This is a genomic window from Burkholderia sp. ZZQ-2 (assembly GCF_050768715.1).
In the GTDB taxonomy this organism is placed as follows: Bacteria; Pseudomonadota; Gammaproteobacteria; order Burkholderiales; family Burkholderiaceae; genus Burkholderia; species Burkholderia cepacia.
In genome coordinates, this window is sequence record NZ_LDVA01000036.1 from 48,963 (window position 1) to 67,683 (window position 18,721).

Below are 18,721 nucleotides of genomic sequence, written 5' to 3' on the forward strand. Positions count from 1 at the left end.
AAACGCGTGGCGCGTCAGGTCAGGCAGGCGGCATTGATGATGCCGACGACGAGCGACGCGGTGCCCATCAGGCCGCCCATCGCGACGTTGCGATCCTCGATCGCATGATTCATGCCGGGCATCAGGCGCGTCAGCGCCGCATAGGTGATCAGCTGCACGACCATCGCGCCGACGGCCCAGATCACGACTTCGCCGAATGTGGAATTGTGCGCGATGCTGGACGCGAGCGTCAGGCAGAAGCCGATCAGCGCACCGCCGAACGACAGCGTCGCGGCCGCGTTGCCGTCGCGGATCAGCGCCAGTTCGTCGAACGGGGTGACCTTCAGGTACACTGCCGCGAACACAAGAAGCAGCACGAACGCCGACAGTAAATGAACCGCATAGAGATAGGCACTATTCATTCTTTCCCTCGGATTTTGTGCTCGGTTCGCCGCCCCGTCGCCGGCCGGCCCGCGCGGGGCCACCGGACAAAATTCCGCGCCAGTATATCCACATTGCCGAACACTGCACAACGGATGCGCCATGCTGCATAAGCGTGCGCTCGTCCTGTCGATTCTCGTGCTCGCGTCGTGCGGGCTCGGCTACGAACTGATCAGCAGCGCACTGTCGAGCTACCTGCTCGGCGATTCGATCCTGCAGTTCTCGTCGGTGATCGGCAGCTACCTGTTCGCGATGGGGATCGGCTCGTGGCTCGCGAAGTTCGTCGAGGACGACGACGTGCTCGACCGCTTCGTCGATATCGAGTTGCTGGTCGGCCTGCTCGGCGGCGTGTCGGCCGCGCTGCTGTTCGCGGTGTTCGCCTGGCTCGCCGCGCCGTTCCGCGCGGCGCTTTACGCCCTGGTGCTCGCGCTCGGCCTGCTGATCGGGATGGAGATCCCGCTCGTGATGCGCGCGTTCCAGCAGCGTCGCCAGGCATTCCGCCATACCGTCAGCGAAGTGCTGACCTTCGACTATCTCGGCTCGCTCGCCGTGTCGCTGATCTTCCCGCTCGTGCTCGCGCCGCGCCTCGGCCTGCTGCGCACCAGCTTCCTGTTCGGGCTCCTGAACGCCTTCGTCGCCCTGTGGACGACGCACCTGTTCCGCGACGAGATCCGCAACGTGCGCGGCAAGCTGATGCGCGCGTCGCTCGTGATCGGGCTGCTCGTCGCCGGCTTCGTGCTGTCGGACCGCATCACGCACTGGGCCGAACACGGCGTGTACGGCGACGAGACGATCTATTCGGAAACGACACCGTACCAGCGCATCGTGCTCACGCAATGGCACGACGACATGCGGCTGTACCTGAACGGCAACCTGCAGTTCTCGTCGCGCGACGAGCATCGTTATCACGAAGCGCTGATCCACCCGACGATCGAGGCATTGCCGTGGGCGAAGCGCGTGCTCGTGCTCGGCGGCGGCGACGGGCTCGCGGTGCGTGAACTGCTGAAGCACCGCAACCTCGAACAGATCACGCTCGTCGATCTCGACCCCGCGATGACGAAGCTGTTCTCGACGTCCGCCCCGCTCGTCAAGCTGAACCAGGGCTCGCTGAAGGACCCGCGTGTGCACGTGATCAACGACGACGCGATACGCTGGCTCGAATCGAACGCCGACGTGTACGACGCGATCGTGGTCGACTTCCCCGATCCGACCAACTTCGGGCTCGGCCGGCTGTATTCGGTGCCCGTGTTCCGGCTGCTCGCGCGCCACCTGTCGGAGAACGGCTATGCGGTGATCCAGTCGACGTCGCCGTATTTCGCGCCGCACGCGTACTGGACCATCATCGCGACGCTGCACGAAGCGGGGCTCAACACGTGGCCGTACCACTGCTACGTGCCGTCGTTCGGCGACTGGGGCTTCGTGATCACCGGCAAGCGCCGCGATTTCACGGTCCCGACGCACTACTCGGTGCCCACCCGCTGGCTCGACGCGCAGACGGCCGCCGAGATGTTCCACTTCCCGGCCGACATGCCGGCGCTGCCGATGTCGCCGAACGAACTCAACGACCAGCCGCTCGTGCGCCGCTTCGACGACGACTGGAAGCACGTGCTGCGCTGATGGACCGCCGCACGTTCCTCGTCGCGTCGGCCGCCGCATCGCTCGCCGCCTGCGGGCGCACCGGCTGGATCGAGACGACGCCGCGGGTCGGCTACCCCGGCATGCGCGAAGGCCATGCGCTGCGCGACCATGCGACGCTGCCGCCGCCTTCCGGCACGATCGAAACCGACGTCGCGATCCTCGGCGCGGGTGCCGCCGGGCTGTCGTGCGCATGGCAGCTTGCGCGCGCAGGGCACACGCGCTTCACGGTGCTCGCGGGCCCCGAATTCGGCGGCAATGCCGCCGGCGGCCGCTTCGGCGATCTCGGTTATCCCAAGGGCGCGCACTACCTGCCGCTGCCGTCGCTCGAATCCGCGCACCTGCGCGACATGCTCGCCGATCTCCGCGTGATCGAATCCGCGCCGTTCTCCGCACGCCCTGTGTACGACGAACGCGCGCTCGTGCATGCGCCCGACGAACGGCTCTTCATCGCCGGCCAGTGGCAGGACGGCATCGTGCCGACCGCCGGCCTCGGCGCAGACGAACTCGCGCAACAGGCGAAGTTCTTCGCCTACACCGACGGGCTGCGCACCGCGCGCGGCGCCGATGGCCGCAAGGTGTTCTGCATCCCGATCGCCGAATCGTCGCGCGACCCGCGCTGGCGTGCGCTGGACCGGCGCTCGTTCCGCCAGTGGCTGCTCGACGAAGGCTACACGGCGAAGGCGTTGCACTGGTACCTGAACTACTGCTGCCGCGACGACTATGGCGCCGGGTACGAGCGCGTGTCCGCGTGGGCCGGCCTGCACTACTTCTCGTCGCGCGGCGGCCACGCGGGCGATGCGAGCGACGGCGCGGTGCTGACCTGGCCCGACGGGCTGCACACGATGGTGACGAAGCTGAGCGATTCGATCACCGCGCGCACCGGTTCCGGCGCGTGGTCGCGCGACGGCTTCGCGGTGCGCGCGACCGAACACGCGGGCGGCGTCGACGTGCTGTGCGCGCGCGTCGGCAACGACGGTGCGCTGTCGACGTTCATGCTGAAGGCGCGGCGCGTCGTGAGCGCGATGCCGCTGTTCGTCGCGGCGCGCGTGTTTCCGCAGCTCGGCGCATACGGCTTCGACCCCGCGCGCGACCTGCCGCCGCGCGCGCCGTGGCTCGTGTCCAACTTCCTGCTCGACGGCATGCCGGCCGAGGAAGCGGGCGTGCCGCTCGCGTGGGACAACGTCGTCTACGACGGCGCGGCGCTCGGTTATGTCGTGTCGACGCACCAGCTGATCCGGATGTCGCCGCCGACGCGTTCGGTGTTCTCCGCCTATCAGGCGTTGAGTACGCAAACGCCGGACGACACGCGCCGCTGGCTTGCCCAGGCCAGGCCCGATGCGTTGCGCGAACAGGCGGCGATCGACCTGCAGGCCGTCTACGGACGCGAACTCTGGAAGCACGCGACGGCGCTCGAGATTACCGTGCGCGGTCATGCGATGGCGACGCCCGACGTCGGCTTCCTGAGCCGGCCGAGGCTGCTCGCGCTGCGCGAGGCCGACGGCCCCGTCGTGTTCGCGCATGCGGACCTGTCCGGGCTGTCGCTGTTCGAGGAAGCGTCGTACTGGGGCATGCTCGCCGCCCGGCGCGTGCTGGCCTGACCGCCGTCATCCGTCATTGCGGCGGCGCCGCCAGCCGCTATAATCGCGCGACATTCCGACTGCATTGAGCAGGCCGACGGTGCCGTGCCGTCCGACGCGCCGTATGCCCTCCTCGACAACAACAATGACGAACCGAACCATCCGACGCCTTCGCCCGTTCGTGCGCGCCGCCGCGCGCGTGCTCGCGTGCGCCCCGCTGCTCGGCGCGCCACTGGCGCTGCATGCCGCCGACACCGTCGGCACGCCCGTTGCCGCCTCCGGGCGCTACATCGTTGTCGACACCGGCCATACGCCCGCTCACCCGGGCTCCACCGGCGCGAGCGGCCGCGTCGAATACCTGTACAACCTCGACCTGTCCGCGGCGGTCGCCGAAAAACTCGCCGCGCATGGCGACCGCGTGCTGCGCACGTCGGCCGACGGCCGCGAGATCTCGCTCGACCAGCGCTCGACCCAGGCGCCCGACGCGAACCTGTTCGTGTCGATCCATCACGACTCGATGCAGCAGCAGTTCATCGACGCGGGCCGGCAACGCGAATTCCGCGGCTTCTCGGTGTTCGTGTCGGAACGCAATCCGCACTATGCGGAAAGCCTGCGTTGCGCGAAGGCGATCGCCGAGCGGCTGGTCGCGGCCGGCGAACGGCCGTCGCTGTATCACGCGCAGCCGATCCGCGGCGAGAACCGCCCGCTGATCGATCCGGCACTCGGCATTCACCGCTTCGACGATCTCGTCGTGCTGCGCACCGCGCCGATTCCGGCGGTGCTCGTCGAGGCCGGCGTGATCGTCAACCCGGACGAGGAAGCACGGCTTGCGCGTCGAGAGACGATCCAGAAGCTGTCCGCCGCGATCGCGGGCGGGATCAACGCGTGCACCGCGCCGCAATAAACGATGAAATCGCCCATCGGGCCCAACGGTTTTCACCCAGTCAGGAGCATCACCATGAAAATGAAGAATCTGCTCGCATCCTGCGCACTGCTCGCGCTTGCCGTTCCGTTCGCCGCGCACGCGGCCGGCTGCGGGAAGCCACGCAGCGCGTTCGACCAGGTGTACTGCACCAGCACGCAGTTCTCTCAGTCCGATCGCGATCTGAACGACGAATACGGCCGCCTGCGCAAGCAACTGAGCGGCGACCAGCAGGCCGCGCTGAAGGCCGGCCAGCTCGCATGGCTGAAGCAACGCGATGCGCAGTGCAGCGAAACGCGCAACAACAGCTACCTCGTGGATATCCAGTGCGCGAACGACATGACGCAGTCGCGGCTGTCGTTCCTGCGCGAGCGTGAGCGCGAGTGCTCGAGCACGGGTTGCGTGACGTCCAGGCTCGGCGAGTAAGCTCGCCGGACGCGGTGTGCCGCCGTGCAGGTCGCGGCACGCCGCCTTCGAAAGACACGACGATGCGGCACGAATTCTCCGAAGTCCTCAACGACCTGATCGACTGTTTCCTCGTCGGCGATCTTCTGCTGCTGAAGCGCTACAAGGAAACCCATCGGCTGCCGGACAACGTCGCGTCCGAGTTCACGACCGGCGACAGCGGCGACAACGCCGTGCTCGAAGGCGTCGTCATTCCGCTGGCCGGTATCGAGAACCATCCGTATACGGTCATCTTCACGCTGGACGACGACACGCCCGAACTGCTGAAGGCCGGAAGCCGCCTGCAGCATCGGCGCGGCGGATACGTGCTGCGCGTCGAACACCGTTCGGTGATGCTTTACACGTGGCGCATTCTCGAGCGCTTCAACGACGAATCGGTGAACGCGCTGCTTGCGCGTTATCGCGAACCGGGCCGGCCCGTGATCGACCTCGACAACGGCTGGTACGACGTCGAAGTCCTCGGTGGCGAAGTGCCGCGCGACGGCTGGTACGAACCCGCGTTCGAGTTCGTGCTGAAGCGGACCGATACGCCCGGCGACGCGTCGCAAGTGGACCTCGGCTACCGTTTCGCGATCGACGGCGGCCTGGATCCGGCGGAATGAATCCCGCGCGCGGCAACGCGGCAAACGGCACACGATTCGACGAGGCACGCATGACACCGAACACGACGACGATCGACATCCGCACGGCCACCTCCGCCGACGCGCCGGCCATCGCCGGCATCCACGTCGCAGCGTGGCAGGCGACCTACACGGACATCATGCCGGCGGCGTTCCTCGCCGGCCTGTCGGTCGAGAAACGCACGGCCTCGTGGCGCTGTGCGTTCGACGCCGGGCGGCCGCACGTCGCACTCGCGGTGTCGGTCGCGGACAACACGCCGGCAGGCTGGATCGCCTATGGTCCGACACGCGACACCGACAAGGATCGTGCGTGGGGAGAAATCGAAGCGATCTATCTGCACCCGTCGTATTGCGGCCAGGGAATCGGCGCGGCGCTGGTCAACCATGCATGCCGGTCGTTGCACGACCTGGGCCATGCGTGGGTATCGCTGTGGGTCTTGCTCAAGAACCGTCGGGCCAGGGCGTTCTACGAACGCGAAGGCTTCGTCGCCGAAGACGACATCAAGACGTTCGAGATCGACGGGACGCCGATCGAGGAGGTGCGTTACTGGCGCGCGTTACCGAAGCGATCGCGTTGACGGTTTCGCCTCCTCCACCGCCAACCGCGCCTGCATCATCTGCAGCAACTCGCGGATCTTCGCGTTGACCGAATTCCGGCTCGCATAAGCGGCAAGCAGTTCCAGCGGCGCAGGCGCCATCTCCAGCGGCACGCGTACCAGCCGCCCCTCGGTCAGCTCGACCGCGCACGCGCGCTCGACGAGAATCGCGAAGCCGATCCCGTTCACCGCGGCCAACCCAGCCATCTCGCCGCTGTTGACGCGATACCGGCTCGCCACGGAAATCTTGTGAATCCTCCCGTCACCGTCGGCGAACTGCCACGGCTGCCCTTTCAGCGTGCTCAACGTCGTGATGCACGGCAGTTGCCCGAGCTGTTCCGTCCGGGTCGGCAACCCGACCCGCGCGACGAGCGACGGCGCAGCCACGACGACGCTCGGCAAACTCACGAGCGGCCTGACGACGAACGTGCTGTCGTCCAGCCTCCCGCGATTGACGATGATCGACAGGTCGATATCGTCGCGCAGCGTCGACACACCGGCGAGGCTGGTATCGCAGTCGATTTCGACGCGCGGGTGACGGCTCGCGAATTCCGCGACGATCGGCCCGAGCATGCGCGGCCCGATTTCGCCGGGCACGCAGAGCTTCAGCACGCCGCGCAGCTCCGTCTGCTGCGACGTCAGTTCGGATTCGGCCTGCGTCAGCGCATCGAGCATCGGTCGCGCGCGCTCGTGCAGCAAACGCCCGGCCTCGGTCATGCGCAAGTGCCGCGTACTGCGCTCGAGCAGGCGCACGCCGAGCCTCGACTCCAGTTGCGCCACGTGACGGCTCACGTTGGAACCCGGCATCTCGAGCACGCGCGCGGCGCCGGCGAAGCTGCCTTCGTCGACGACCGACACGAACACACGCACCGCATTCAGATCCAGCTTGCTCCGCATCATTAGCCCATTTCAGGTATCAAAGCGTGCCGATTTTCACGGCTTATCCCGCCGGAGACCATAATTTACGATGCTCATCCCGTCAATGCGACGCCGATGCGCAACTCCGCGACCCGGCGAGCACGCGTACGACACAAGGAAGGAGCACGATGGAAATCGCCATTCTGGGCGCCGGCGTTGCCGGCATGAGCACCGCACTCGCACTCGCCGGGCGCGGCCACCGGATCCGGTTGTACGAACGCCGGCCATCGGAATCGACGATGGGCGCGGGCGTCGTGCTGTGGCCGAATGCCGGCTTCGTGCTCGAGCAACTCGGCCTGCTGCCGGACATCGTCGAGGTTGGCGGCCACCTGCACGCGATGCGGCGCATCGACCGGCACGGCACCGCGCTCAAGGCTACCGATATCCGCGAACTCGACCGCCGCATGGGTTTCCCGACGTATTCGATCCTGCGGCGCGACCTGCAGGCCGTGCTGGCACGGCACCTCGCCGCGCGCGGCATCGACGTCCGCTTCGGCCACGGTGCGACGGCCATCGATACCGGAACGGACGACCGCGCCGTCGTTCGCTTCGACAACGGAACGACGATCGCCCCCGATCTCGTGATCGGCGCCGACGGCCGCATGAACTCCGTCGCGCGACACTACGTGGTCGGTCACAACGCGCCCGTCTACCAGGGATTCGTCAACTGGATCGGTATCGCGCAAAGTGATGTGCCGCTGGTCGACGAGGTGTCGGTATTCGACTATTGGGGCGTGCGCGAGCGCTTCGGCATCGTCGCGCTCGACCGGCATCGGATGTATTGGGCGGCGGCATGGCCCGAAGCCGATCCGGACGAGGTGACGGAAAGCGATCCCGCGGCGATGCTGGAACGGCGCTTCGCCGCGTGGCCGGCACCCGTCGCGAACGCGATACGTGCGACACCGTCGGACGCGATCACGAAGATCCGCGTGCACGACCTCGATCCGGTCGACGTGTGGCATCGCGGCAACGTGCTGATGATCGGCGATGCCGCTCACGCCCCGCTACCGACGTCCGGACAAGGCGCTTGCCAGGCGCTCGAGGACGCGTGGCATCTCGCCCGTTGTCTCGACGAGCACGGAGCAGGCAACGAGAGCGACCTCGATGCGGCGCTCTCGTCTTTCACGCTGCGGCGCCGCCCGAAAACAGCGGCGATCACCGAGCGTGCACGCGATTTCGCGCACCTGCTGTTCGACGACCGCGTGGACGAAAGCGCTCGACACCAGATCGATCCGGTCGCGGAAATCGAGGCCCTGACAAACGCGTGGGGCGCGCACCTGCCGATGGAGCAGATGCGCGGACGATAAGACGCGCGCGCGGCAGCGTCCGCTCACAAGAACCACCGATACTCCCGCGCGCCGATTTCATTGCGAAAATCCAGCTCCTCCTGCCGCTTGTTCTCGCAATACACCATCACGAACTCGCTGCCGAGCCCTTCGCGCACGGCCGGATGATCCTGCATCGCCGCGACGGCCGACAGCATCTCCTTCGGGAAATCGATCCCGCTGCCGCGATCCTCGTTGAGCGGCGCGATCGGCTCGATCCGTGCATCGAGCCCATGCTCCATCCCGGTGAGAATCGCGGCGAGCACCAGATACGGGTTCGCGTCCGCGCTCGCGAGCCGGTGCTCGATCCGCAGGTTGCGCGCATCCGACTCGGGAATCCGGATGCACGCATCGCGATCCTCGAAGCCCCAGCTCGCGCGGCTCGCCGCATTCACCATCGATCCGTAGCGCCGGAACGCGTTGTGATTCGGCGCGAACACGGGCATGCAGTGCGGCAGCACCGCGAGGCATCCGGCCACCGCGTGCCGCAGCGGCCGCTGCCCGTCCGCCGCGAGCAGGTTGCGCCCGGCATCGTCGTAGAGGCTCACGTGCACGTGCATCCCGCTGCCCGGCGCATGCAGGTACGGCTTGCCCATGAAGCTCGCGCGATAGCCGTGCTTCAACGCGACGCCGCGCGTGCTGCGGCAGAACAGCGCCGACCAGTCGGCCGCGCGCAACGCATCGTCGGTGTGGCCGAAATTGATCTCGAACTGGCCGGGACCGAGTTCGGCCGTGATCACCGTCGCGTCGACGCCCTGCTCGCGCGCGGCCTCGACCATCTCGTGCAGCACGTCGGAGAAGCGCGACAGGCGCTCGATATGCATGTTGGGCTGATCGTCGCGATCGTCGCTCAGGCGGTCGCGCGGATATTGCGGCATCCCTTCCGCGAGCTGCGCGGCGAACAGGTAGAACTCGAGCTCGAATGCGACGACCGGCCGGATGCCGCGCGCCGCGAAACGCCGCAGCACGCGCGCGAGCACCTCGCGCGGCTCGAACTCGATCGGCGAATCGGTGCCGTCGGAGCTGATCAGCATTTGCGCGAGCGGCTGCCGCTCCCAGCGCACGGGCTTCAGCGTGCCGGGAATCAGCCGGCGCGGCGCGTCCGGGTCGCCGTCGTTGAAGCAGTAGTCGCCGATCTTGTAGAGGCCGCCCTGCGTGCCGAGCAGCACGCAATTCTGCGGCAGCTTCAGCAACGAGCCCGACGCGACCTTTTCGAGCGCGTCGATCGGGTAGCGCTTGCCGTAGAAATGCCCGGGCAGGTCGAGGCAGATCAGGTCGACATAACGGATCTCGGGGTGCGCCTGCCGGAATGCGCGGACTTCACCGACCAGCGCGGGAACGACGTCAGCCATGTCTCATCCTTTCCATGTCTTGTATGGCGGTGCCGCAGCGCGGCGAACCGGATTCACGCGCATGCATCACGTCGCATGCATCATCTCGATCAGTACTGCAAACAGGCTGCTTGGCGGGGCGGCCCGTCATGCCGCCCGCCCCGCCGACCACTCAGGTGAATACCCAGATCACGCGCGTCGGCACGTCGGTCAGGTTGGCATAACGGAAGCGCTTGTGCGCGGGAAGCTGGAATGCGTCGTTCGGGCCGAGCGTGACAGGTGTGTCGTCGCCGTCGATCCAGATCGTCAGTTCTCCTTCGAGCACGAAACCGCCCTGCTCGTCGCTGTCGTCGACGGGCCGCTCGCCGCTGCTCGCGCCCGGCGCGAGATGGCTTTCGAGGATCGAGAAGCGCGAGCGCATGTTCGGCGACACGAGGATGTCGGTAATGCCGGCCGCGTAATACACGGTGCGCCGCTCGTCGGGCCGCGTGACCCACGGCACGCTGCGCGGCTTGCTCAGGCTGTAGAAATAAGTGGTCGGCACGCCGAGCGCCTCGCCGATCGCGGTGAGATCCGCGACCGTCGGGCGCGACAGCCCGCGCTCGACCTGCGACAGAAAGCCGACCGAGCGGCCGATCCGTTCCGCGAGATCGTTGAGCGTGACCTTGCGATGCTTGCGCAGGTCGCGGATCAGGATCGCCAGGCTTTCTATCTCTTCCTGTTCGTTCATGGTGGGTTCCGGTGCAGTCAAACGGTATCGCGCAGACGGTACCAGGCCTTGCCGACCGCTTCCAGCGGCGCGGCGAGCCGGTCGCCGCCGGGGAAGCGCGGGTTGCGGATGCGCTGGTACTGCGCAAGCAGGCGTTCGTCGCCGAGCACGGCGTCGGCCACCGCGCGCGCACCCGCGAGCGTCGGCAGCACGCCGTGCCCCGAAAAGCCCTGCAGCCAGAAACGCTGCCCGAGGCGGCCGATGTCCGGCGTGCGGCGCATGCTGATGTCGATATGGCCGCCCCACGCGTAATCGAGCGGCACGCCGGCCAGCTGCGGAAACACGCGTTCGAGGTGCGGGCGCGTGGCCGCCGCGATATCGGCCGGAATGCCGCCGAGATACGTGCAGCCGCCGCCGAACAGCAGCCGGTTGTCGGGGCTCAGCCGGAAATAGTCGGGCACGAACTGGTTGTCGATCACGCAGCTGTTCCGCGGCAGCAGCGAACGCGCGACGTCGGGCGCGAGCGGCGCAGTCGCGACCTGGTACGTACCGACCGGCAGCAGCCGGCGCGCGAGGTCGCGATCGAGCCGGTCGACATACGCGTTGCAGGCCAGCACGAGGACGTCCGCGCGCACTTCGCCGCGCGCCGTGCGGGCGACGTGGCCCCCGGCCGTTTCACGGCAGTCGAGCACGCGGCTCTGCTCGAAGATGCGGCCGCCCGCGCGCTCGATCGTCCGGGCGAGGCCGAGCGCGAGCTTCAGCGGGTTCAGGTGGCCGGCCTCGGGATCGTAGAGCGCCGCGAGATAGCGCGTGCCGCCGATCCATTCGGGCATGTCGGCCCGCTCGATCACGCGCAGCCGGTCGTAGCCCCAGCGCTCGGCCGCTTCGTCGCGGGCCTGCGCGAGCATCGCGACGCGACGCGGCCGCACCGCCGCCCACAGGCTGCCGGGCCGATAGTCGATGTCGAAACCATGCCGCCCGGGCAGTTCCCGCACCTCGGTCGCGGCCCAGCGCATGCTGTCCCACAGCAGGCGCGCGCCGTCGCGGCCGAGCGAATCCTCGAGCGGCTGCATGTCGCACGACCAGCCGAGCAGCGCCTGCCCGCCGTTGCGGCCCGAGGCGGCCCACGCGACGCGGCTCGCTTCGAGCACGACGACCCGCTTGCCGGCGAGCGCAAGACGCAGCGCCGTATGCAGCCCGCTGAACCCCGCGCCGACGACGAGCACGTCGGCGTCGATGCGCTCGTCCAGTTCCGGACGATGCGGGATCGGCTCCGGATACGTACCGGCGTAGTAGCTTGCGACGTGACGGTCGGACTGCACGAACATGCGGACTCCCGTGAAATTCTTGACGAGAAATTTCATGAAAAACTAGCATGACAATTTCACGGGAGCAAGCGGGAGGGAAAATCGCCAATTGGTCTGACGAATCAGTCCGACGAACTAAAGTTGCGCTCTTTTCAGGGGGTTTCGGTGCAATTTAACAATTCGCACGAATCGAGCAACTTCGGGTGTCAAACTCGACCTCGCAAGAAAAGCCAGGATTCGCCGCGCACCGTCCCGACTATGTGTTTGGCTCAAGCACTCAGATCAAGGCACAATCGACGCTCCGTTGCGGCGGCTAGCCACAGGGGGCGTCCGATCCATGATCCAGAGTTCCGGCGTCGACTTGCAACCTCATGGCGACGAAGTCCAGCGCGCGCGGGATGAATCAGGCCTTTGCCGCCCGCAAATAGCCGCTGGTCTGCCAAATTGAAAGAACTCCAAACAAATCTTGGGGCCGGCTTACACCCCCGGCTCGGCGACTACCTGCTGGACCTCCTGCGGCCTGTTCTGCCGCTCGATCCGAGCATTGATTTTTCATTAAAATGAGCAGCTTAGGCCGAGATGCGGCGGATTTTTTGAGAATCCCGGTCAAGCCTCACACACGCTCGACACAACCCAGCAAGTTGTGCGGCCAGGAATCAACACCAATGGGAGGTGACTCACGACGGCGAGGCCTTCGTGCTGCGCTTCGGAACGGGGGGACCGACGCTGGCCCCGGATCTGCGCGTGCCGGTGCTCGTGAACTGCACCGGTCTGGTGGGCGGCCCGGACGCGTCGGCCGGGCCGCTCTATCCGAGCCTGATCGCCGGGGGGCTCGCGCGTCGTCACCCTTTCGGCGGCATCGACGTCGATCCGCACACCAACCGCGTGATCGGCGCTCACGGAAGCGCGCACCGATTATTCGCGATCGGGAACAGTACGCAAGGCGTGTTCTTGCTCACCAGTAACCTCGTGCTGAACGCAGCTCACGCTGCCCGCGTCGTGGATCTGCTGCTGGCGGATCTCGCGTCCGCTGCGGCACCTTCGTCCCGTGCCACAAACGCCTGCATCAACGGCGCGCAAAATGTCGCGTTGTAAGCCTGCAGGCCCTGACACTGTCCTAACACCAGACCTATGCACATCGACACCGATTTCGAAGCCGCCGCCATCGATCACGTTGCCTCTCCCACCAGCGGCTCGCCTCTGCGTTTGCGTCTGCGCAGCGACAACGCCGCCGAATTCGCCCAATGGTTCGCGTTCGAGCTGGTCGATCTACCGCCCGGCGGCGTCGACGTGCGCATCGAGGGTTTGGCCGGCTCGTCCTACCCTAAAGGCTGGGTCGATTACCGCGTCTGCATGCGCGCCGATGGCGGCGAGGCGGCGGCCTGGCGCCGCCTGCCAACAGACTTCGATGGCGATGCGCTCGCGTTCCACGCGCCCGGCCCGGCCCGGCGCCTGCGCTTTGCCTATTTTCCGACCTTCGACCGCGTCGCCGAAGACAACCTCGTCGCTCAGGCGACGCGGGCAGGCGCAACGCTGGAGACCCTCGGGACCTCCGCGCTCGGCGAGCCGATCCGCATGCTCTCGTTCGAGGGCGATACGCCACGCACTCGCCTCTGGTTCATGGCTCGCCAGCATCCGGGCGAATCGCAGGGCGGTTATTGCCTCGAGGGCCTCGTGCAGGGGCTGTGCGGCGAGCTGCGTCCTGTTTGGGAGAACGGTGGCTCAGCCGTGCATGTCGTCGTCAATGCCAATCCGGACGGCGTGCGCCTGGGCAACCTGCGCACGAACGCGCGCGGCGCCAACCTCAACCGCTGCTGGGACCGCGAGTATCCTGATGCGCCCGAGACGGCCGCCGTGCGCCGTCGCATGCAAGCGCTCGGACTCGACCTGCTCGTCGACTTCCATGGCGACGAGGTCCTGCCCCACGTCTTCTCGGTGGGCGCCGACGGCAGCCCCGCCTGGACGCCACGCTTGCAGGCCCTGCGCCGCACGTTCGACGAGGACCTGCTGCGACGCTCCCCCGTGTTCCAGACAGCGCGCGGCTATTCCGTCGACCGACCTGACCACGCGAGCCCAAGGAAGTGCATCCCGTGGGTCGCGGAGCAATTCGATGCGCTGGCGATGACCATCGAATTGCCGTTCAAGGAGAGCGCCGACCGACCGCGTGACGACGCCGATGCGACCGCATACGCCCGCACATTCGGACGGGCCGTGCTCGAAACCGCCCTGGCGCTTGCGCCGTCCGTGCGGCCTTGAGGTCCTGCTCGCCTTCCGTCGAGCACGCATGGACGCCTCCGGGGTGCCAAACCTTCGTTTGCACGACGGTTTGAAGGTCAGGATTGCGGCCCTGCGTCCGGAGGGGATGCGGACAAAATCTTGGTCTACTTTGGAGGTAGTCCATGTATTTGTTGAAGTTCGTAGATACTGCTAATTGTGTCCGTTCAGGAACCGATGCGTCTGCAATGCACACGCTATCCAACTTCAGTTGACGCCACGGCTTTATTTTTCCTTTGTTCTACAAAGTCGGAGCAAAGTCTGCTCCGTGAATAATTCGAATCAACGCGATCCGCAGTTGCCACCAATTCGCCTCTATGGACCTCCTTGTGATGCAGAAAGTGCATCAACTAGAGGAAAGCGAAATGTCGTTAGTGGAGCAGACACGGTGGCCAGACCACTGCTATGACGAAGGGAAATTGAAATATCCCGCCTGCATTCCGGAGGGCTTAGCTTAGAGATTGATCTTTTGGGCCGCAAAGTCCACAGCCTCAGCGGCATCGATATCGCCCGCCGCCACCTCCAAGTCGATTCCGCGAGTCGCGCCGCAACTGTCAACTAGACCAATGTCAGTAGTCAGACGGCCCTGACTGACTCGTTTCGTCGCAAGACGTTGCACCCACTAATCAGACAAATAGGATGTTCCCAATCCAACTACCAAGGGACCGTTCACCGAATGTGAACGCAGTTGCCGGTGTCCTCAACTGATACATATCGTCACACAAGACAATCCAGTTCCCGCCAAACACATTCGCCTGCATGGCAGAAATCGCGCAACTTTAGTTCACGCATCAACTTTGTCCAAACTTCAGTTCCGAAATTTTGGAACTAAAGTTGCGCTCAGGAAGTGTGCGGCACCGGCGAAGCTTGATACGCCTGCCTTCCCCAGCATTCCAAAATAGGGCAACTTTAGTTCGTCGGCCTGAATCGAGGCCACGTTCTTTCCCGGTCGAATCCAGCGATGCGCCGGGATCGGGGCCTCGCCCCGATCGATGCGCGGGTCACGTCAATCCCGGATAAACCGGTTCCCGCAGTCACAACGCCCCCAGCGCCCCCGGGCGGTCAATCGCGGCACGCTTTCCCGGCCGCCGCTTCGCGACCACCACACTCGCACACCAAATTTTTACGCTTGTAAAAATTTTGGCCAGAGAGAATGACGCGCTGAAACAGAAACAGAAACAGCCCGTCCGCTGCCCGTGCACGGGCCTCCGCAACCGCCTTCAGCCCACAACCCGATCGCCCACGGAAAACGAGATGCCCACGAACCAGGATGCACGCCCGACTGCCGGATCGAACCACGGGGAATTCGCGCTGAGCGAAGTCCCGCTCGAGAAACGCACCGGCTTTCTATCGATCACGATGGTGCTGCTGAGCTTCACGTTCTTCACCGGGACGATGTTCGCCGGCGGCAAGATCGGCGTCGCCTTCGATGTCGTCAGCATGATCCAGATCGCCGTGATCGGTAACCTGCTGCTCGCCGCCTACGCGGCGTCGCTTGCGCTGATCGCCGCGCGCAGCGGCCTGAATGCGGTGCTGATGGGGCGCTTCTGCTTCGGCGAAGTCGGCAGCAAGCTGTCCGATTTCCTGCTCGGCTTCGCGGAACTCGGCTGGTACGCGTGGGGCACCGCGACGGTCGCCATCGTGCTGGTCAAGCTGCTCGGCTGGCCCGCGTCGGTGACCACGCCGTTGATGATCCTGTTCGGCTTCGGATTCTCGATCACGGCCATCATCGGCTATCGCGGCATGGACGTGCTGTCGCGCGTGTCCGTGCCGTTGATGTTCGTGCTGCTGATGACGTCGATGTGGATCGCCACCCGCGATATCGGCGGGTGGGCCGGCCTCAAGCACGTCGTGCCGACGCATCCGATGCAGTTCTCGGCCGCGGTGACGATGGTCATCGGCACCTTCGCGAGCGGCGCCACGCAGGCGACCAACTGGACGCGCCTCGCCCGCAGCGCGCGCAGCGCCGTGTCGGCCAGCATGATCGGGTTCTTCGCGGGCAACGGCCTGATGATCGTCGCGGGCGCGTACTGCGCGATCGTCTATCAGCAGGCCGACATCGTCGAGGTGATGATGCTGCAGGGCCTGTCGATCGCGGCGGTCGTGATGCTGTGCCTGAATCTCTGGACCATCCAGGGGCCGACGATGTACAACGTGGCGGCCGCCGGCTGCCACCTGCTGCGCACCGAGCGGCGGCGCACGCTCGTCCTCGTGGGGGCGGCGATCGGCATCGTGCTCGCGGTCGGCGGGATGTACGAGCTGCTGATCCCGTTCCTCGTGCTGCTCGGCTCGATCATTCCGCCCGTCGGCGGCGTGATCATGGCGGACTACTGGTACCGCCATCGCGGCACCTACCCGTCGCTTGCGACCGCCCGCCTGCCGCGCTTCAACCTGGTCGGCCTGGCCGCCTATGCGATCGGTGCGATACTCGCCTACACCTCGCCGTGGATCGCGCCGATCGTCGGCATCGCGGCGTCCGCCGCCGCGTACATCGTGCTGCTGCAGGTTGCCCGCGCGTTCTCGCGCGAGCCGTCCGTCCAGGGCGAATGATTCCGCTGCGCGCCCTTCCGGCCCCACTCGAACGACAGGAACCCACATGAAGATCATCAACGCCAGATTGCGCGGCCGTAGCGGCCTCTTCACGATCGACCTCGATGCGGACACGATTCGTGCGATCGACCTCCAGCCGTCGCCGCTGACGCCGCAAGGGAACGACGTCATCGATGCCGGCAGCAATCTCGTCATCCCGCCGCTGGTCGAGCCGCATATCCATCTCGATGCGACGCTGACCGCCGGCGAACCCGAATGGAACATGAGCGGCACGCTGTTCGAAGGCATCGAGCGATGGGGCCAGCGCAAGGCCACGATCACGCACGACGACACGAAAGCCCGCGCGCACACGACGATCGGGATGCTGCGCGACAACGGCATCCAGCACGTGCGCACGCACGTGGACGTCACCGATCCCACGCTCGCCGCGTTGAAGGCGATGGTCGAGGTCAGGGAAGAGGCGCGCGATCTCATCGACCTGCAGATCGTCGCGTTTCCGCAGGAAGGCATCGAGTCGTTCGACAACGGCCGCGCGTTGATGGAGCGCGCGATCGAGATGGGCGCCGACGTCGTCGGCGGCATTCCGCATTTCGAGAACACGCGCGACCAGGGCGTGAGCTCCATCAAGTTCCTGATGGATCTCGCGGAGCGCAAGGGCTGCCTCGTCGACGTCCATTGCGACGAAACCGACGATCCGCAATCGCGCTTCCTGGAAGTGCTCGCCGAAGAAGCGCGGGTACGCGGGATGGGCAAGCGCGTCACCGCGAGCCACACGACCGCGATGGGCTCCTACGACAACGCTTATTGCTCGAAGCTGTTCCGGCTGCTGAAACGCTCGGAGATTCATTTCATTTCGTGTCCGACCGAAAGCATCCACCTGCAGGGGCGTTTCGACACCTACCCGAAGCGGCGCGGCATCACGCGTGTGGCGGAGCTCGATCGCGCCGGCATCAACGTGTGCTTCGGGCAGGATTCGATCAAGGACCCGTGGTACCCCGTCGGCAACGGCAACATCCTGCGCATTCTCGACGTGGGCCTGCACGTGTGCCACATGCTCGGATACGAAGACCTGCAGCGGTGCCTCGATTTCGTCACCGAGCACAGCGCGAACGCGATGTCCCTCGGCGACCGGTACGGCCTCGCCGTCGGGCGGCCGGCCAATCTGCTGATCCTCGACGCCGATAGCGACTACGAAGTGATTCGCAAGCAGGCCAGGGTGCGTACGTCGCTGCGCGGCGGGAAGGTCATCATGCAGCGCGCGCCGGAACACATCACCTATCCCGAAGCGAACGCGCGTTGAGCGGACGGCGGCTCCGGCCCGACATGCCGGTGGAGGATCGAGCGATGAACCCGTCCGCGCCGACCGCAGAACCGCCCGCCCGGCCACCCGGCCGGCGGGAAGCGCTGCGCGATACCCTCGAGGCGGCCATTCTCGCCGCCGCCGAGGAGTCGTTTTCCACGTATGGATTCGAAGGGAGTTCGGTTGCGGCGATCGCGGCGGCGGCCGGCCTGTCGAAGCAGAACCTGATGTATTACTTCCCGACGAAGCTGGCGCTCTACAGACGCGTGCTGGACGACGTCCTGCGGGACTGGCTCGGCAGGATGCGGGAGTTCGCGGCGCCCGAGCGCGAGCCGGCGGAAGCGATGTCGGCCTATATCCGCGCCAAACTCGAATTTTCCCGGAACCGCCCGCATGGATCACGGGTGTTCGCGCTGGAGATCATCGGCGGCGCGAAGACCTACGGAAAGGAGATCCGCAAGCAACTGATCCCGGTGCTGCGGGACGACATCCGGGTGCTCGAGCGCTGGATCGACGAAGGCAAGGTCCGGCAGGTCGATGCCGAGCACCTGTTCTTCCTGATCTGGGCAGCGACGCAGTCGTATGCGGATTTCGCGTCGCAGATGCTGCTGGTGCTCGGCAAGCGCGCGCTGGGGAGCGACGATTTCGACGCGGCCTATCGCACGATCTCGGACCTGGTGCTCCGGGCGCTGATCACCGAAAACGGCAACGGCGGCCTGAGCGCCGCCGTTGCCGTTCGCGCACGGTAACCCGGCGCCATCGGAGGCCG

General features: G+C 66.2%; 17 protein-coding genes. 12 read left to right on the forward strand and 5 right to left on the reverse strand.

The features are described 5' to 3' along the window. Positions 1 to 14: 14 nt before the first annotated feature. Positions 15 to 401: a DUF350 domain-containing protein gene (locus tag ABY44_RS01120; protein WP_027789557.1), complete on the reverse strand. Its 387-nt coding sequence runs from the start codon at positions 399 to 401 to the stop codon at positions 15 to 17. Between the two features lie 121 nt (positions 402 to 522). On the opposite strand from ABY44_RS01120, the gene ABY44_RS01125 reads away from it, so the two are divergent. The 6 genes from ABY44_RS01125 (at position 523) to ABY44_RS01150 (ending at position 6,220) form a co-directional block, all read left to right on the forward strand. Next, positions 523 to 2,037, forward strand: coding sequence for a polyamine aminopropyltransferase (locus tag ABY44_RS01125; protein ID WP_431640750.1), 1,515 nt, complete (start codon positions 523 to 525; stop codon positions 2,035 to 2,037). After that, the gene (locus ABY44_RS01130) at positions 2,037 to 3,656 is read left to right on the forward strand and encodes an NAD(P)-binding protein (protein ID WP_060173318.1); all 1,620 of its coding nucleotides are present in this window, start codon (positions 2,037 to 2,039) and stop codon (positions 3,654 to 3,656) included. Before ABY44_RS01125 ends, ABY44_RS01130 begins: the two co-directional genes overlap by 1 nt. Before the next feature lie 124 nt (positions 3,657 to 3,780). Further along, a complete protein-coding gene (locus ABY44_RS01135) occupies positions 3,781 to 4,539 on the forward strand; it encodes an N-acetylmuramoyl-L-alanine amidase family protein (RefSeq protein WP_060173319.1) in 759 nt (252 codons plus the stop codon). A 54-nt stretch (positions 4,540 to 4,593) separates the two neighbouring features. Beyond that, a complete protein-coding gene (locus tag ABY44_RS01140) occupies positions 4,594 to 4,983 on the forward strand; it encodes a lysozyme inhibitor LprI family protein (protein WP_059698594.1) in 390 nt (129 codons plus the stop codon). Between the two features lie 62 nt (positions 4,984 to 5,045). Next, a complete protein-coding gene (locus ABY44_RS01145) occupies positions 5,046 to 5,624 on the forward strand; it encodes a hypothetical protein (protein WP_060173320.1) in 579 nt (192 codons plus the stop codon). A 50-nt stretch (positions 5,625 to 5,674) separates the two neighbouring features. Then, complete coding sequence (locus ABY44_RS01150; protein ID WP_060173361.1) at positions 5,675 to 6,220, forward strand: GNAT family N-acetyltransferase; 546 nt, start codon at positions 5,675 to 5,677, stop codon at positions 6,218 to 6,220. Here the strand turns inward: ABY44_RS01150 and ABY44_RS01155 are convergent. After that, complete coding sequence (locus tag ABY44_RS01155; RefSeq protein ID WP_060173360.1) at positions 6,200 to 7,135, reverse strand: LysR family transcriptional regulator; 936 nt, start codon at positions 7,133 to 7,135, stop codon at positions 6,200 to 6,202. The genes ABY44_RS01150 and ABY44_RS01155 overlap by 21 nt on opposite strands. Before the next feature lie 149 nt (positions 7,136 to 7,284). Here ABY44_RS01155 and ABY44_RS01160 point away from each other — a divergent pair, with 149 nt between their 5' ends. Continuing rightward, entirely contained in the window at positions 7,285 to 8,463 is a 1,179-nt protein-coding gene (locus ABY44_RS01160; protein ID WP_060173321.1) for an FAD-dependent oxidoreductase, read from the forward strand. A gap of 23 nt (positions 8,464 to 8,486) precedes the next feature. Here the strand turns inward: ABY44_RS01160 and ABY44_RS01165 are convergent, their stop codons facing one another. From ABY44_RS01165 to ABY44_RS01175, 3 genes are all read right to left on the reverse strand, one after another. Further along, the gene (locus tag ABY44_RS01165; RefSeq protein ID WP_060173322.1) at positions 8,487 to 9,833 is read right to left on the reverse strand and encodes a glutamine synthetase family protein; all 1,347 of its coding nucleotides are present in this window, start codon (positions 9,831 to 9,833) and stop codon (positions 8,487 to 8,489) included. 151 nt (positions 9,834 to 9,984) lie between these two features. Continuing rightward, a complete protein-coding gene (locus ABY44_RS01170) occupies positions 9,985 to 10,542 on the reverse strand; it encodes a helix-turn-helix domain-containing protein (protein ID WP_034189364.1) in 558 nt (185 codons plus the stop codon). 17 nt (positions 10,543 to 10,559) lie between these two features. Next, positions 10,560 to 11,849 (reverse strand): NAD(P)/FAD-dependent oxidoreductase, encoded by a 1,290-nt coding sequence (locus tag ABY44_RS01175; RefSeq protein WP_060086337.1) that lies wholly within the window; start codon positions 11,847 to 11,849, stop codon positions 10,560 to 10,562. Between the two features lie 651 nt (positions 11,850 to 12,500). Between ABY44_RS01175 and ABY44_RS01180 the strand changes: the two genes are divergently transcribed. The 5 genes from ABY44_RS01180 (at position 12,501) to ABY44_RS01200 (ending at position 18,701) form a co-directional block, all read left to right on the forward strand. Next, a complete protein-coding gene (locus ABY44_RS01180) occupies positions 12,501 to 12,923 on the forward strand; it encodes a hypothetical protein (RefSeq protein ID WP_060173323.1) in 423 nt (140 codons plus the stop codon). 36 nt (positions 12,924 to 12,959) lie between these two features. Continuing rightward, positions 12,960 to 14,084, forward strand: a complete 1,125-nt coding sequence (locus ABY44_RS01185) for a M14 family metallopeptidase (RefSeq protein ID WP_060173324.1) — start codon at positions 12,960 to 12,962, stop codon at positions 14,082 to 14,084. Positions 14,085 to 15,356: 1,272 nt separating this feature from the next. Then, on the forward strand, positions 15,357 to 16,652 hold the full coding sequence (gene codB, locus ABY44_RS01190; RefSeq protein ID WP_059650142.1) for a cytosine permease: 1,296 nt from the start codon (positions 15,357 to 15,359) through the stop codon (positions 16,650 to 16,652). 46 nt (positions 16,653 to 16,698) lie between these two features. Further along, the gene (codA, locus tag ABY44_RS01195) at positions 16,699 to 17,952 is read left to right on the forward strand and encodes a cytosine deaminase (RefSeq protein ID WP_060086251.1); all 1,254 of its coding nucleotides are present in this window, start codon (positions 16,699 to 16,701) and stop codon (positions 17,950 to 17,952) included. A 44-nt stretch (positions 17,953 to 17,996) separates the two neighbouring features. Next, entirely contained in the window at positions 17,997 to 18,701 is a 705-nt protein-coding gene (locus ABY44_RS01200; RefSeq protein WP_034195967.1) for a TetR family transcriptional regulator C-terminal domain-containing protein, read from the forward strand. Positions 18,702 to 18,721 lie beyond the last annotated feature (20 nt).